The 16,318-nt window shown below is 54.9% G+C and carries 14 protein-coding genes; all 14 read left to right on the forward strand.

Annotation, left to right across the window (positions count from 1 at the left end):
• Window positions 1-103: 103 nt before the first annotated feature.
• The 14 genes from DFP98_RS05690 (at window position 104) to miaB (ending at window position 16,295) form a co-directional block, all read left to right on the forward strand.
• Window positions 104-595, forward strand: a complete 492-nt coding sequence (locus DFP98_RS05690) for a YajQ family cyclic di-GMP-binding protein (RefSeq protein ID WP_116059584.1) — start codon at window positions 104-106, stop codon at window positions 593-595.
• A gap of 85 nt (window positions 596-680) precedes the next feature.
• Window positions 681-2,009 (forward strand): 30S ribosomal protein S12 methylthiotransferase RimO, encoded by a 1,329-nt coding sequence (gene rimO, locus DFP98_RS05695; protein ID WP_116059585.1) that lies wholly within the window; start codon window positions 681-683, stop codon window positions 2,007-2,009.
• On the forward strand, window positions 2,006-2,584 hold the full coding sequence (gene pgsA, locus DFP98_RS05700; protein ID WP_116059586.1) for a CDP-diacylglycerol--glycerol-3-phosphate 3-phosphatidyltransferase: 579 nt from the start codon (window positions 2,006-2,008) through the stop codon (window positions 2,582-2,584). Before rimO ends, pgsA begins: the two co-directional genes overlap by 4 nt.
• Window positions 2,585-2,649: 65 nt before the next feature.
• Window positions 2,650-3,909, forward strand: coding sequence for a competence/damage-inducible protein A (locus tag DFP98_RS05705; protein ID WP_116059587.1), 1,260 nt, complete (start codon window positions 2,650-2,652; stop codon window positions 3,907-3,909).
• Window positions 3,910-4,684: 775 nt separating this feature from the next.
• A complete protein-coding gene (gene recA / locus DFP98_RS05710) occupies window positions 4,685-5,749 on the forward strand; it encodes a recombinase RecA (RefSeq protein ID WP_116059588.1) in 1,065 nt (354 codons plus the stop codon).
• Window positions 5,750-5,830: 81 nt separating this feature from the next.
• Complete coding sequence (locus DFP98_RS05715) at window positions 5,831-6,775, forward strand: regulatory protein RecX (protein WP_116059589.1); 945 nt, start codon at window positions 5,831-5,833, stop codon at window positions 6,773-6,775.
• Window positions 6,776-7,042: 267 nt separating this feature from the next.
• Window positions 7,043-8,584, forward strand: a complete 1,542-nt coding sequence (rny, locus tag DFP98_RS05720) for a ribonuclease Y (protein WP_116059723.1) — start codon at window positions 7,043-7,045, stop codon at window positions 8,582-8,584.
• A gap of 96 nt (window positions 8,585-8,680) precedes the next feature.
• Window positions 8,681-9,475 (forward strand): TIGR00282 family metallophosphoesterase, encoded by a 795-nt coding sequence (locus DFP98_RS05725; protein ID WP_181917500.1) that lies wholly within the window; start codon window positions 8,681-8,683, stop codon window positions 9,473-9,475.
• A 172-nt stretch (window positions 9,476-9,647) separates the two neighbouring features.
• Window positions 9,648-9,908: a stage V sporulation protein SpoVS gene (gene spoVS / locus DFP98_RS05730; RefSeq protein WP_027084382.1), complete on the forward strand. Its 261-nt coding sequence runs from the start codon at window positions 9,648-9,650 to the stop codon at window positions 9,906-9,908.
• Between the two features lie 144 nt (window positions 9,909-10,052).
• On the forward strand, window positions 10,053-10,997 hold the full coding sequence (locus DFP98_RS05735) for a dipeptidase (protein WP_116059590.1): 945 nt from the start codon (window positions 10,053-10,055) through the stop codon (window positions 10,995-10,997).
• Between the two features lie 182 nt (window positions 10,998-11,179).
• Window positions 11,180-12,916, forward strand: coding sequence for a 2-oxoacid:acceptor oxidoreductase subunit alpha (locus tag DFP98_RS05740; protein WP_116059591.1), 1,737 nt, complete (start codon window positions 11,180-11,182; stop codon window positions 12,914-12,916).
• Between the two features lies 1 nt (window position 12,917).
• Window positions 12,918-13,784: a 2-oxoacid:ferredoxin oxidoreductase subunit beta gene (locus DFP98_RS05745; protein ID WP_116059592.1), complete on the forward strand. Its 867-nt coding sequence runs from the start codon at window positions 12,918-12,920 to the stop codon at window positions 13,782-13,784.
• Window positions 13,785-13,886: 102 nt separating this feature from the next.
• Window positions 13,887-14,471 carry a phosphate propanoyltransferase gene (locus DFP98_RS05750; protein ID WP_116059725.1) on the forward strand — a complete coding sequence of 195 codons (585 nt, stop codon included), beginning with the start codon at window positions 13,887-13,889 and terminating at the stop codon, window positions 14,469-14,471.
• A 231-nt stretch (window positions 14,472-14,702) separates the two neighbouring features.
• On the forward strand, window positions 14,703-16,295 hold the full coding sequence (miaB, locus tag DFP98_RS05755; RefSeq protein WP_116059593.1) for a tRNA (N6-isopentenyl adenosine(37)-C2)-methylthiotransferase MiaB: 1,593 nt from the start codon (window positions 14,703-14,705) through the stop codon (window positions 16,293-16,295).
• Window positions 16,296-16,318: the final 23 nt, after the last annotated feature.

Raw genomic sequence — 16,318 nt, forward strand, 5'->3', positions numbered from 1 at the left:
AGCAAAAGCCTTCTGCGGAGGGCTTTTTGTTTTAATCCTAGTGAGCAATCATGATATAATAAAGCTATAAATGGGCAATAGATGATGAGAGGAAGAGGATCAGATGGCATCGGAATACTCGTTTGACGTCGTATCGAAAGTGGATATGCAGGAAATGAACAACGCGGTTCAGCAAGCTTTGAAAGAAATTGAAACTCGTTTCGATTTTAAAGGAAGCAAGAGCGACATCAAGCTGGAGAACGATCAATTGATCGTGGTGTCGGATAGCGATTTTAAGCTGCAGAGCGTCGTGGATATTCTGCAATCGAAAATGATCAAGCGCGGCGTGCCTATTCTTAATCTGGATTACGGCAAGATTGAACCGGCTTCCGGAGGCACGGTGCGTCAGGTAATCAAGCTCAGGCAGGGAATCGACCAGGAGAACGCGAAGAAGATCAATATATTGATTCGCGACTCCAAATTAAAGATCAAAAGCCAAATCCAAGGCGAACAGCTCAGAATTACGGGCAAAAGCAAGGATGACTTGCAATCGGTCATGGCGCTGCTTAAAGGAGCGGGATTGCCGTTGGAGTTGCAATTTACGAATTATCGTTAACTGCGTCTGTTTTTGACACCGTTCAACGGGTTCGTTTATACTGTTGTGGATATCACAACGGACGTACGTTTGGGGGAAGTCATCGATGGTAGAGAAGGTCAGTGTCGTCACGCTGGGTTGCGAGAAAAATTTGGTCGACTCCGAGATTATGTCGGGACTCGTCCACCAAAGAGGCTTTAAGCTGGTAGAGAAGCCTGAGGATGCGACAGTCGTTATCGTAAATACGTGCGGGTTTATCGACGCGGCTAAGGAAGAGTCGGTAAATACGATTTTGAATTTGGCAGAGTTGAAAGAGACGGCTCGCCTTAAGGCGCTCATCGTGTCGGGCTGCTTAACGCAGCGTTACAAGAAGGAACTGATGGATGAGATGCCGGAGATTGACGGAATCGTCGGAACGGGCGATTTCTTCCGGATCAACGATATTATCGATGAAGCGCTTCGGGGAGCGAAGCCGGTCTATGTCGGCAACCCCGTGTTCAACTACGAAGAAGCGATGCCGCGAATTTTGAGCACGGCGCGTCATACGGCATTCGTCAAAATTGCCGAAGGCTGCGACAACGCTTGCACGTTCTGCAGCATTCCGATTATGCGGGGGAAATTCCGCAGCCGCTCGATCGAATCGATTTTGGCCGAGGTAGACAATCTTGCAAAGCAGGGCGTTAAGGAAGTCAGCCTGATTGCACAGGACTCTACGAATTATGGGACCGATCTGTACGAAGGCTTCAGGTTGCCAGAGCTGCTCAATCGGGTAAGCGAAGTGCCGGGCATCGAGTGGGTGCGCTTGCATTATGCCTATCCGGGCTTTTTCACGGACGAGTTGATCGAGACGATCGCCGCCAACCCTAAGGTGTGCGACTATATCGACATGCCTCTGCAGCACAGCGAGGATGCGATTCTGAAAAGAATGCGCCGGCCTGGCCGTCAGCGCGACGTACGCGAATTGGTCGGTAAAATTCGCTCCCGAATTCCGGATGTGGCGCTGCGCACATCGATGATTGTCGGCTTCCCCGGAGAGACGGAGGAGGAATTCGAGCGGCTGTGCGAGTTTGTGCGCGAGATCAAGTTCGACCGGCTGGGCGTGTTCACGTATTCTCAGGAAGAGGATACTCCGGCGAACCGGCTGCCGAACCAGGTGCCGGACGAGGTGAAGCAATTCCGCGCCAATACGTTGATGGAAATTCAACGAGAGGTTGCCAAGGAGAACGCTGCGAAATATGTCGGCCGGACGATGGACGTGTTGGTTGAGCGTTACGACGGTCGCAGCGATGTATACATCGGCCGCAGCCAATACGACGCGCCGGAAGTGGATGGGGAAGTGTTCATTACGAACTGCCCTGTGGAGATTGGGCAAATGAGCAAGGTGCGGATTACGCATGCATACGAGTACGATTTGTCAGGGGAGGGAATCGCGTGAATCTCGCGAATCGGATCACGCTTGCCAGAATCTTTCTCGTGCCGATCGTCACGATTTTCCTGTTGGTTAAGCTGGACCTGGGATCGCTCACGATCGGCGAATATTCGATTTCGTACAATCAGGTGTGCGCTTTGCTGCTGTTCATTATCGCAGCTAGCACCGACGGCTTAGACGGTTATATCGCGCGGAAGCGCAAAATCGTAACTAATCTCGGCAAGCTGCTCGATCCGCTCGCAGACAAGCTGCTGATGGCCGCCGTCTTGATCGCCCTTGTAGAGATGGAGAAGCTCGGCGCTTGGGTGGCGATCATCATTATTAGCCGGGAATGGGCGGTAACCGGTCTCAGGCAGGTCGCGCTGCTGGAAGGGGCTGTGCTGGCCGCAAGCAAATGGGGCAAATGGAAGACGGCGATCCAGATTACGATGATTATCGTGCTGCTGCTTAACAATTTTCCGTTTAACTTCATCGATCTTCGCATCGACCTTGTTGTCGTGTGGGCAGCCGTGCTGATTACCGTCTATTCGGGCATCGATTACTTCCTGAAAAACAAAAATTTGATTCCGGTCTCGGACTGAGCGAGGCGGCCTTCGAGTTCGTCTACGTATCGGGATTCGCCCCGGATTGCATGAGGTGCGGTTTTATGAGAGCAGAGATTATTGCCGTAGGTACGGAGCTGCTTCTCGGTCAAATCGTAAACACAAACGCCCAGTATCTGTCGCGAGGTTTGGCAGAGCTGGGCATTGATGTTTATTACCAGACCGTGGTAGGCGACAATAAACGGCGGTTGATAGAAGCAATCGGCATTGCGCGCGGTAGAGCGGACCTGCTCGTGTTCACGGGCGGTTTGGGGCCGACTCAGGACGACTTGACCAGGGACGCGCTTGCCGAATATTTGGGCAGAGGAATCGAGCTGCACGAACCGACGATGGACAAGATTATGAAAATGTTCGCGGGCAGGGGAGGCGCCTTTATCGAAAGCAACCGGCGCCAGGCGCTGCTGGTCGAAGGGGCCACGCCTCTGCGCAATGATACGGGCTTGGCGGTCGGCAACGCCCTTAACGCGGACGGAACGTTTTATTTGCTGCTGCCGGGCCCGCCGCGAGAGATGAAGCCGATGTTCGACAACGACGGCTCTGCGTGGCTGCGCGAGCAATTAGGACCGGCGTATTCGCTGCATTCCGTTATGTTGAAATTTGCGGGAATCGGCGAGTCGATGCTGGAGGATCTGCTGCTTGATCTGATTGAGGCGCAGCAGGACCCTACGATCGCTCCTTACGCCAAGGAAGGAGAGGTCGCGGTTCGCGTGTCGACGAAAGCGGCGAGCATTGAGGAGGCTGCGCTTAAGCTGGAGCCGACGCTTGTGAAGATCCGTGATCGCACGGAGGCCTATTTGTTCGCTGAGGAGGACGTGCCGATCGAAGCGGCCGTGGTGAGGCTGCTGACGGCGCAGCAGAGGACGCTGGCGCTTGCGGAAAGCTGTACCGGCGGTATGGTGTCGGAGTTGGTCACGACGGTTCCAGGAAGCGCTGTGGTGTACCGAGGGGGCATCGTTTCGTACAGCAACGAGGTGAAAATGAGGCAGCTCGGCGTATCTCGGGAACTGCTGGAGGGAGATGGCGCTCCCGGAGCGATTAGCGCCGAGACGGCTTTGGCGATGGCGGAAGGCGCGCGGTCGGCCCTCGATACGGACTTTGCGCTGTCCGTGACAGGTAATGCGGGGCCGGCTGCCGCAGAGGATAAGCCGGTTGGTCTTGTTTACGTCGGCTTGGCCGAGCGCGGGCGCGAAACTCGGGTGGAGAAGCTGCAGCTGTCCGGCGATCGGGAGGGCATTCGACTTCGGGCGACGAAACGTGCTCTATATATGCTGTGGCAGTCTCTGTCAGGACAACGGCGAGATTAAGTTGCTGGGCGGCTGAGTTGGGAATGCAGGCGGGTAAGGGGGGGCGTTAATTACGCCTCTTTTGGCCATTATCCCTCTCGGTCAGGATGACCGTGTGTGGGGCGCGGTAGTCGTATTTTAGGCGTCTTATGGCCATTATCCCGTTCGGTCAGGATGGCTGTGTTATGGGGCGTGGTAGACGTGTTTTAGGCGCCTTATGGTCATTATCCCGTTCGGTCAGGATGGCTGTGTGTATGGGGAATGTTAGACGTGTTTTAGGCGCCTTATGGTCATTATCCCGTTCGGTCAGGATGACCGTGGTCGAGGCAGGCTGTCGAGTTGCAGCCTCTTTCGTCAATATCCCGTTCGTTCAGAAAGGGTATATGTGTTCCGTTGCTTAGTTTCAGGCGAGGGTGTCAGTCCAAGCTTGTTACTTTTGCCGGCGGGCAGAAGAGAGAGGTACGGAGAATGGTATCCTTATCTGAGCCGCGGGGATAATGGCCATAAGCTGATGAAGACGGGATACTTGCGCGAGTTGCCGGAGCTACCTGACCCACCAGAGTTACCTGACTTACCGGAACGGCGGGAAAAATTGTGACAGATTTTTGTCGAGGGTTGTCAATCTTCGGTCCGGTATGTTAAAGTTTACTAGAAAGTTGCGGAAGAACCGTAGCGAAGATTACTTTGCTGCGGTTCTTTTTTGCAAATTTATCGAACAAATGTTCTTAAAAAGCTTGGCAAACGAATAGAAAAGCGGTATGATAAAACTATCAAAAGAGATAAGGATGTGGGTGTGTTGTCGGATCGTCGCGCCGCATTAGACATGGCTTTGCGCCAAATCGAGAAGCAATTCGGTAAAGGTTCTGTTATGAAATTGGGAGAAAGTGCTCAGCGTGCGGTAGAGTCAGTATCCAGCGGTGTGCTGGCGCTCGATATCGCACTCGGCATCGGCGGTTATCCGCGCGGGCGGATTATAGAAGTGTACGGTCCGGAATCATCGGGTAAAACGACGGTGACGCTGCACGCCATTGCGGAAGTTCAGCGTGCGGGCGGCACGGCGGCATTTATCGATGCCGAGCATGCGCTCGATCCTACGTACGCGAGAAATTTGGGCGTCAACATCGACGAGTTGCTGCTGTCTCAGCCGGATACGGGGGAGCAAGCGCTGGAAATCGCGGAAGCTCTCGTACGTAGCGGCGCGGTTGACATTATTGTCGTGGACTCGGTAGCTGCACTCGTTCCGAAAGCGGAAATTGAAGGAGACATGGGCGATTCGTTCGTCGGCTTGCAGGCGCGTTTGATGTCTCAGGCAATGCGGAAGCTGTCCGGGGCCATCAGCAAGTCGAAGTGTCTGGCAATCTTCATTAACCAGTTGCGCGAGAAGGTTGGCGTTATGTTCGGGAATCCGGAGGTTACTCCGGGCGGACGGGCGCTGAAGTTCTATGCGAGCGTACGTCTTGACGTGCGTCGCGTAGAGGCAATCAAGCAAGGCAACGACGTAGTGGGCAACCGGACAAAGATCAAGGTCGTGAAAAACAAGGTGGCTCCTCCGTTTAAGCAGGCGGAAGTGGACATCATGTACGGCGAAGGGATCTCCAAGGTCGGCAGCATCGTCGACATCGGGACCGAGCAGGAAATCATTCAGAAGAGCGGCGCTTGGTTCTCCTATAATAGCGAACGTTTGGGTCAGGGCCGCGAGAATGCGAAGCAGTATTTGAAGGATAATGTGGAAATTTCCGACAAAATCGAAAAGCAGATTCGTGATCTGTTGCTTAGTCCGGCGGCTGTGGTCAACCAATCCGCAACTTCGTTCTCCGCCGACGAAGACGAAGATGATGAGGAATTTGCGGAAGAGCAGTAAGATGAGAAAGCGGGTTAATCGAATATAACCGAGGGCGGCACATTGGATGCCGCCCTTTGCGTTTGGAGGGAGGGGCAACCGATGGATAAGGACAAGCACATAGACCTGCCAATTGCAGGAGCGGTCGTGACGGGTGTAGAGGCGCACCCGAAGAAACCTCATATGTACCGTGTAACGCTTAAGCTCGATTTTGGCACGGAACCGGGACTGGAAACGGAAGATAACTTTGGAGAAACTGCGCACGAAAATGCGGATGCCGACGAAAGATATGGGGATTGGAACTCGGAGGTCGATGCGCTAATTGTCGGGGCGCAGACTGCGAAGCGTGCGAAGAAGGCGGATTTGGTCCATTCCGAAGGAAGCGCAGCTACTGGGCATGAATCGACAGCCCGCTCCTTGCATGAAGAAACGGTGCTTACCATACACGAGGATACGCTGGTGAGCCGACGACTGCTGAGGGGGCGTAGGCTGACGGCGGAAGAGGTGGAGGTGCTCAGGCAGGACGAGCAGAAGGAGGAGGCTTACAGAGCTGCTCTGCTCATGCTGGAGAGGAAGGCGCGCACGACTGCGGAGTTGATGATGGCATTAAAGCGGAAAGGGTATGCAGCGGAGGTCGCAGAGGCGTGCGCAGAGCGTCTGAGGAAGATGAAAATGCTGGATGACTCGGCCTACGCTAAAAGGTTTACGGAGCAGCGAGCGGTCGGGCAGCGAAAAGGGCGGATGCTGATTCGGCAGGAGCTTCTGCAGCGGGGCGTCGATCGTCAAGATGTGGAGCAAGCGATTGGCGAGCTGGATGGCGATGTAGAGCGGGAAGCCGCGCTGGCACTGGCCCGCAAGCGATGGCCGTCGACCAAAGGAAATGACCGGGAACGCCAGATGAAACTGATGGGGATGCTGCTTCGAAGGGGCTTTCCGAACAGTCTTGCGAGGATGGCGGCGCAGCAAGCGGCGGCGGAGGCTGGCGAGGCGCGGTCGGACGGAATGGATGAAGATGATTTTTATGAGGATTACGATCTGGAACAATAAGGGACCCCGAAGGGGCCAAGTTGTAACAAATGTGTATTTGCATTCGGACGTTGCTTGACAATCCATTTTCGCAAAAGATAAAATGATTTTGTATTCCATCTTCCCACTCCGGCCGCTTTTTCCTTCCAAGAAGCGATTCGGAGCGCGTTTTTACGACACTTTTTGCTTTGTTCACACGTATTTAGACGGTTTGGAAACCGGAAATCAATTGAATAAGTATCCCCAAGCGGTTGCCTTGGTGATGCAACGAGGAGGTGAAAGACCATGATGGAGCCATGGATCTGGATCTTGATCGTTCTCGTTGTTGGCGTCCTTTGCTTTGGGATCGGTTATGTCGTACGCAAATCCATTGCGGAAGCCAAAATCTCCAGCGCCGAAGCGGCTGCGGTACAGATCGTGGAAGCGGCTAAAAAAGAAGCGGAAGCGGTACGCAAGGAAACGGTGCTGGAAGCCAAAGACGAGGTGCACAAACTCCGTAACGAAGCGGAACGCGACATTCGCGAGCGCCGCAACGAAATTCAACGTCTTGAAAGGCGGCTGTTGCAGAAGGAAGAGTCGCTGGATCGCAAGCTCGAAGCGTTGGAGCGCAAAGAGGAGCAAGTCGCCAACAAAGAGAAGCGAGTCGAAGAGATTCAAGACCAGATCGAAGCGCTGCATAAGCAGCAAATTGCCGAGTTGGAGCGGATATCCAATCTGACGATGGAAGATGCCAAGCAGCTCATTCTGTCGAGCGTGGAGCAGGAAGTGCGCCACGAGACCGCGCAGATGATCAAGGAAATCGAGCAGCAGGCGAAGGAAGAAGGCGACAAGAAAGCACGCGACGTCATCTCGCTCGCGATCCAGCGCTGTGCCGCGGATCATGTGGCGGAGACGACGGTATCCGTCGTCGCCCTGCCGAACGAAGAGATGAAGGGACGAATTATCGGTCGGGAAGGCCGCAATATTCGCGCCCTGGAAACGTTGACCGGTATCGATCTGATTATCGACGATACGCCGGAAGCGGTTATCCTGTCGGGCTTTGACCCGATTCGTCGGGAGATCGCCAGAACTGCGCTAGAGAAGCTGGTTGCGGACGGGCGGATTCACCCGGCCCGCATCGAGGAAATGGTTGAGAAGTCCCGCAAGGAAGTGGACGAACGGATTCGGGAGTATGGCGAACAAGCGACGTTCGAAGTGGGCGTTCACGGTTTGCATCCGGATTTGATCAAAATTCTCGGCCGCTTGAAGTTCCGGACGAGCTATGGACAGAACGTGTTGAAGCATTCGATGGAAGTCGCCTATTTGACCGGTTTGATGGCCGGGGAGCTGGGAGAGGACATCACGCTTGCCAAGCGCGCGGGATTGCTTCATGATATCGGCAAAGCGCTCGACCACGAAGTGGAAGGCTCGCATGTCGAGATCGGCGTGGAGTTGGGCAAGAAATACAAGGAACATCCTGTAGTCATTAACAGTATCGCGTCTCACCACGGCGACGAGGAAGCGACTTCGGTTATCGCGATGCTCGTAGGAGCCGCGGATGCGCTTAGCGCAGCCCGCCCGGGAGCCCGTCGCGAAACGTTGGAAACTTACATTCGCCGGCTGGAGAAGCTGGAGGCGATCTCGGAGTCTTTCGAAGGCGTCGAGAAGTCTTACGCGATTCAAGCCGGACGCGAGGTTCGCGTAATGGTGCAGCCGGAGAAAATCGACGATACGGAGGCGTTCCGTCTCGCTCGGGATATTACGAAGAAGATCGAGGGTGAACTGGATTATCCGGGGCACATTAAAGTTACGGTCATTCGCGAGACCCGTGCGGTCGAATACGCCAAATAAGGCGCGAAATGCAGGGAAGGCGGAGAAGTGGCTGCGACAACACGCAGCCGCTTTTTCCCTTTTTATACGGAGTTACGGAAAGAGAGTGTGAAAGAAATGAAGGTCGTATTTATCGGTGATATCGTCGGCAATGTAGGCAGAGATACAGTCAAACGGCTGCTGCCATGGATTAAAGACAAGTATCAACCGCATATCATCATTGCCAACGGGGAAAACGCGGCGGGCGGACGGGGCATCAACACGGCGATCGCGCGAGAGCTGTACGAGTGGGGTGTACATGGCATCACGATGGGCAACCACACATGGGATAATCGCGATATTTTCGAGTTTATCGACGATGAGCCGCGCATCGTTCGGCCGGCTAATTTGCCGCCGGGTACGCCAGGGCGCGGAAGCATGATCGTTAAGGTCGGAAGCAAGGAGCTTGGCATTGTGAATTTGATCGGCCGAACGTTCCTGCCGCCAGCGGAATGCCCGTTTCGAACCGCGGACGAGGAGATCGAAGCTCTTCGCCGCCAAACGAAGTGCGTGCTGGTCGATTTTCACGCGGAGGCGACGAGCGAGAAAATTGCGATGGGCTGGCATCTGGACGGCTACGCATCTCTTGTCGTCGGCACGCATACGCATGTTCAGACGAACGATGCGAGAATTTTGCCCGAAGGAACCGCCTATTTGACCGACGCCGGTATGACCGGACCTCGCGACGGCGTGCTTGGCATGGAGAAGGAAACGGTGCTGCGTCGCTTTATTACCGGCATGCCGGGCCGCTTTACGGTGGCCGAAGGAAAATGGACGCTGAACGGCGTATTCGTGGATATCGACGAAGCGACCGGCAAAGCGGTTAAGGTGCAAAATATTAGCGTGGACGAGGATTCCTGGATCGCCGTTTAACCGACGAGAGCCGCTTAGGCGATTTCATGATCGTACCGTGCGGGAAAAGAAGGAATTATTGAAAGGGTTAACGAATAAGTATGCCTTAGTGGGCCCATCCTTCGATTTCCGATGAATTCCCGATGCAACCGATGAGCCGATAGGCGGGTTGTCATAAGAGGAGGTACTGGTCATGGAAGTATTAAAGGTTTCCGCAAAGTCCAATCCAAATTCCGTAGCAGGCGCACTGGCGGGCGTACTTCGCGAGCGAGGCGCTGCCGAACTGCAAGCGATCGGTGCCGGAGCGCTTAACCAGGCGGTCAAAGCGGTAGCGATCGCCCGAGGATTCGTGGCGCCGAGCGGAGTGGACCTGATCTGCATCCCGGCATTCACGGATATTGTGATCGACGGAGAAGACCGGACGGCGATTAAGCTGATCGTAGAGCCGAGATAATCCGCCGACGAGAAGCTGTTGACCTGTTGTTTGATGATGCGAGCGATTCGGCGGAAGCGCCGAGGCGGAGCATGATCGATGCGACAGGTTTTTTTGTGCACGTACGGCATGTACGGACAATGACGGGTTGGGGAGGAACGACAAATGAGAATCGTGGATTTGCACGCCGATGTCCTGTGCAAGCTGCTTGAGAACCCCGGTATAGAGTGGAAAGACCCGAAGCCAGGGGAGCAGACGCCGTTCGATGCGACTCCGGGAAGGCTGCGGCAGGCGGGCGTCTCCGTGCAAGTTTTTCCCTTGTTCCTGCCGGAGGAACTGCAAAATCCGGAAGCGCTATTCCACGGAGCGGAGCTGTTTTGGAGCGACGTTCTCGCGAAGCAAGGCTTTAAGTTGATACGTAGCGCAGCCGATCTGGCGGAGGCCGGTCAGCAGGGGCGGATCGGCGCGTTGTTTTCCTTGGAAGGAGTCGGGGCTTTGCAGGGCAAGATGTGGATGCTGCGGCTGCTTCACAGGCTGGGGCTGCGGTTGCTCGGACCGACCTGGAACGGCGCGAACTGGGCTTGCGACGGAGCGTTGGAGCCGCGAGGAGGCGGGTTTACGAAAGCAGGCAGGCAACTGATTACGGAATGTGAAAATCTGGGTATCCTATTAGATGTGTCCCATCTTTCCGACCGCGGCTTCTGGGAGTTGGCCGAGCGCGCAACCCGTCCATTCCTGGCTTCGCACTCGAATGCCCGGTCGATCGTAGATCATCCGCGGAATTTGACCGACGAGCAGATTCGGGCGCTTATTGCCGCGGATGGGCTTATCGGCATCACCTTTGTGCCGTGGTTTGCTGCGAAGACTGATCCGGCTCGAATTGAGGACGTTCTTCGCCATATCGATCATATGTGCGCATTGGGCGGCGAACAGCATGTGGCGTTGGGTTCGGATTTTGACGGCATTTCCAGCTATGTTCAGGGACTTGAGCATCCCGGCTGTTACCCGGATCTGATAGAAGCGATGCTGAAACGTTACCCGGAAACCTTTGTGCGCGGCATTTTGGAGGACAATGCCATCCGGTATTTGACAACAAATCTACCTAATTGAACTGTTCGAGGTAAAACGTTCTCTATTTGGGAACGTTTTCATCGCAAACTGTTATGTGTCGGCTGAGCGAATATGTCTTGCATTTTACGTTCGTAAAACATAAGATTTATACGGGTAATAAAATATCATTGGGTAAATCTGTCGAAATTGGACGAACCAGAGATTAAGAGGAGATGGGCACTGTGATCAGTCAACTGTCATGGAAAATTGGCGGCCAGCAAGGGGAAGGCGTGGAAAGCACAGACCGGATCTTCTCTACTGCCCTCAACCGTCTGGGTTACTACCTTTACGGGTACCGGCATTTTTCCTCGCGGATCAAGGGCGGACACACGAACAACAAAATTCGGATCAGCACAAAGCCGATTCGGGCGATATCCGACGATTTGGACATTTTGGTTGCCTTCGACCAAGAGACGATCGATCTGAACGCGGGCGAGCTTCGTCCCGGCGGCGTCGTGGTCGCGGATGCGAAGTTCTCTCCAACGATTCCGGAAGGCGTGCAAGCGCGTCTGTTCGCAGTTCCGATTACGGCTATCGCAGAAGAGTTGGGCACTTCTCTCATGAAGAATATGGTTGCTTCCGGGGCATCCTGGGGGCTGCTCGGCCTGCCCATGGAAGTATTTAATAAAGCGGTGGAAGAAGAATTCGGACGCAAAGGGCCGGCCGTCGTGGAGAAAAACGTGGAGGCGGTGCGGCGCGGAGCCGAGTTTATTTTGGAGCAGGCGGGAGGTCCGCTTGACGAATTCAAGCTGGAGGACGCGGACGGCAAGATCAAGCTGTTCATGATCGGCAACGAGGCGCTGGCGCTCGGCTCGATCGCGGGAGGCTGCCGCCTGATGTCGGCATATCCGATTACTCCGGCGTCCGAAATTATGGAATATTTGATCAAAAAGCTGCCGAAGTTCGGCGGAACGGTCGTGCAGACGGAGGACGAAATCGCTGCGGTGACGATGGCGATCGGCGCTAACTATGCGGGCGTTCGCACGATGACGGCTTCTGCGGGTCCGGGATTGTCGCTGATGATGGAGGCGATCGGCCTGGCCGGAATGACGGAGACGCCGCTCGTAATCGTCGATACGCAGCGCGGCGGTCCTTCCACAGGTCTGCCGACGAAGCAGGAGCAATCCGACATCAATGCTCTGATCAACGGCACGCACGGGGAAATTCCAAAGCTTGTCGTCGCTCCGAGCACGATTGAGGAATGCTTCTACGATATGATCGAAGCTTTTAACCTGTCTGAAGAGTATCAGATTCCCGTCATTGTCGCGACGGATTTGCAGCTCTCGCTCGGCAAGCAGACGTCCGAGCGGCTTGACTACGAGAGAATTGCCATCAAGCGCGGCAAGCTCGTCGCCGAGGAACTGCCGCCTAATGAAGATAACCGTCTGTTCAAACGGTACGAGTTTACGGAGGACGGTATTTCTCCTCGCGTGCTTCCGGGAGCCAAGCATGGACTTCACCACGTCACTGGCGTCGAGCACGATCAGGAGGGGCGGCCATCGGAGAACGCGCATAACCGTGAGAAAATGATGGACAAACGTCTTGGCAAAATCGCAAATTTGCGCATCACGGACGCGGTGAAGGTCGATGCCGCTCATGCGAATCCCGAACTGCTTATCGTCTCGATGGGATCGACGGGCGGAACGGTCGAGGAAGCTCGTTCCCGTATGGCGGCGGAGGGCATTACGACGAATCAGATGATGGTGCGCCAGATGCATCCGTTCCCGAGCGAGCAGCTTAAGCCTCATCTCGATGCGGCGAAGCAGATTGTCGTTCTGGAAAACAACGCGACTGGGCAGCTTGCCAATCTGATTAAGCTGAATCTCGGCTATCACGATAAAATCCGCAATATGCTGAAGTACGACGGAACGCCGTTCCTGCCTTCGGAAATCCACAAAGCGTGCAAGGAGCTGATTTAAGATGGCCACATTTAAAGAATTTCGCAACAATGTGAAGCCGAACTGGTGCCCGGGCTGCGGAGACTTCTCCGTTCAAGCCGCGATCCAGCGCGCTGCGGCGAATGTCGGCCTGGAGCCGGAACAGCTTGCGGTCATCTCGGGAATCGGCTGTTCGGGTCGAATTTCCGGATATATTAACGCTTATGGATTGCACGGTATTCATGGACGCGCGCTGCCGATCGCTCAAGGCGTTAAGCTGGCGAACCGCGAGTTGACGGTCATCGCCTCCGGAGGCGACGGAGACGGCTTCGCGATCGGCATGGGTCACACGGTACATGCGATCCGCCGCAACCTGGACATTACGTACATCGTCATGGACAACCAAATTTACGGCTTGACGAAGGGCCAGACCTCTCCGCGCAGCGCCGAGGGCTTTAAGACGAAGTCGACGCCGGAAGGCTCGATTGAGACGACGCTGTCGCCGCTGGAGATTGCGCTGTCGGCCGGCGCGACGTTTGTCGCCCAGTCGTTCTCAAGCGATCTGAAGCAGCTCACTTCCTTGATTGAGCAAGGACTTGCCCATAAAGGGTTTTCGTTGATCAACGTGTTTAGCCCTTGCGTCACCTTCAATAAGATCAATACTTACGACTGGTTCAAGGAGAACATCGTCAATCTCGACCAGTTCCCGGACTACGATCCGTCCAATCGGGTTGCCGCAATGAACAAGATCATGGAAACGCACGGCATGCTGACCGGTCTGATCTACCAGAACAAGGAACGCAAGTCGTACGAGGATTTGGCGGTCGGGTTCGGTACGGAGGCGCTGGCGAAGCAGGATTTGACCCTGTCGCACGAAGACTTTGACAAATTGTTGGCGGAATTCAAATAAGGCCCGTTTTGGGCCGCTCGGAAGAGGCGCGCGGGTTTGTCCCGCGCGTTTCTTGCGTTATACTGGGGTTATATCCTAGTTTGTGAGAAAGGTTGGTTGTTCATGAGCGAAGCGGAGAGCAAAAAAGTACCCGTAGGCGTATCGGCGCGTCATATTCATTTGTCCCAGGAGCATGTGGAGGTATTGTTCGGAGCTGGAGCAAAGCTGACGGAGTTCAAGCCGCTGTCGCAGCCAGGACAATTCGCCGCGAATGAAACGGTTGCCGTATTCGGGCCGAAGGGCTCTTTTCCTAAAGTGCGCATTCTTGGACCGGCCCGCAAAGCGACGCAGCTGGAAGTGTCTCGCACCGACGCTTTCTCGCTCGGCTTAAACCCGCCTGTACGGGAGTCCGGCAACATCGAGAACACCCCGGGCATTCGCATCGTAGGGCCGGCAGGCGAAGTAACCGTCGATCACGGCGTGATCGTGGCCGCGCGCCATATTCATTTTCATACGTCGGATGCGGAACGTTGGGGCATTGGCGATAAGCAGCTTCTGAAAGTGCGAGTCGGCGGAGAGAGGGGCGTTGTGTTCGAGCAGGTGGTGGCCCGCGTCTCGGATAGCTTCGCGCTGGACATGCATATCGATACCGACGAGGGCAACGCGGCAGGCGTGAATACCGGCGATTTCGGGGAAATCGTGGACTAATCGACTTTGAAGCCGGTGAAAGCGGAATAGCCTAGCGGAAGACCTTCCCCTTGTTTCGTTCAGGGAGAAGGTCTTCTCGCAAGTGCATGGATTCAAGTGATGCATTGTGCTATAATTTTTTATTGATGCTTTCATTTCATTACGTCTTCAAATGCGGAATCGATTATATGGTGAGTTCAGAGGTTCGGCGGACTTTTTGAATCACCTTTACTAAAGGAAGTGGGAACGCTCATGACGCAGGAGGCCTCCAACAAGCCGAAGTCGGCAGATCAAGCCAAAGATTACAGCAAGTACTTTGACTTCTCCGGCGCCAAAGTCATTTCCGAAGATGCCAGCGGCCGAACGATCCGTCTGAACGGACGGGATATTCATATCGTCTCCGAACCGGACTACAGGCAGGAGAAGCAGCGTGGCAAGGAAGAGGTCAAAGTTCTTTACGAGAACGCCGTGCCGGACGAGCTGAAGACGCTGGGTCTCGGGAGAAAATATTTGATCTATACGTACGGCTGTCAGATGAACGAGCACGACACGGAAGTGATGCGCGGCTTGTTCGAGGAGATGGGCTACGAGCCGACGGAGGAGCGGATGGACGCCGATGTCATTCTGCTTAATACGTGCGCGGTACGGGAGAATGCGGAGGATAAGGTGTTCGGCGAGCTCGGACATTTGAAGGTGCTGAAGCAGCAACGTCCCGAGCTGATTCTCGGCGTGTGCGGCTGCATGTCGCAGGAAGCGTCGGTCGTGAATCGGCTGATGCAGAAGCATTCGCATGTGGATCTGATTTTCGGCACGCATAATATTCATCGTCTGCCGCATCTGCTGCAGGAGGCTCACTTCGGTAAGGAGATGGTGATCGACGTCTGGTCCAAGGAAGGCGACATCATCGAAAACCTGCCGAAGAAGCGGACCGAAGGGCTGCGCGCCTGGGTCAACATTATGTACGGCTGCGACAAGTTCTGTACGTACTGCATCGTGCCGTATACGCGGGGGAAAGAGCGGAGCCGGCTGCCCGAGGATGTCATCGCCGAGGTGCGCGACCTGGCACGCCAGGGCTTTAAGGAAATTACGCTGCTGGGGCAGAACGTCAACGCCTATGGCAAAGATTTTGAGGAACGGGATTATCGGTTCGGGGATTTGATGGACGATATTCGCAAAATCGATATTCCCCGTATTCGGTTCACGACTTCGCATCCGCGCGACTTCGACGATCACTTGATCGAAGTGCTGGCCAAAGGCGGCAATCTGGTGGAGCATATTCATCTGCCGATGCAGTCCGGAAGCACGGAGGTACTCAAGCGGATGAGCCGCAAGTATACGAGAGAGCGTTTTCTGGATCTGGCGTTGCGGATTCGGCAGAACATTCCGAATGCGGTACTGACGACCGACATTATTGTCGGGTTCCCGGGAGAGACGGAAGAGCAGTTCGAGGAGACGCTGTCTCTTGTGCGTGAGGCGGGAATCACGTCGGCCTTTACGTATATTTACTCGCCGCGCGAAGGGACTCCGGCGTTCGATATGCTCGACAACGTGCCTTACGAGGCAAAGCAGAAGCGGCTTGCCCGCCTGAACGAGGTTATCGGAGAGCTGTCGCTTGAGCATCATCGATCTCTTGTCGGCCAGGTGATCGAGGTGCTTGTAGAGGGAGAAAGCAAGAACAAGGCGAACGTGTTGTCCGGTCGCAGCCGCTCGAACAAGCTGATTCATTTTGAAGGGAATAAGGAATGGATCGGACAGTTTGTCCAAGTGAAAATTACGTATGCGCAGACTTGGTACTTAAAAGCGGAAGTTGTAGCGGAACCTGCGATGCCAAGCCAAGCGGGATAAACCGAGGTTTAAACGAGACTTAA

This window comes from Cohnella phaseoli (genome assembly GCF_003386235.1).
Lineage (GTDB): Bacteria > Bacillota > Bacilli > Paenibacillales > Paenibacillaceae > Cohnella > Cohnella phaseoli.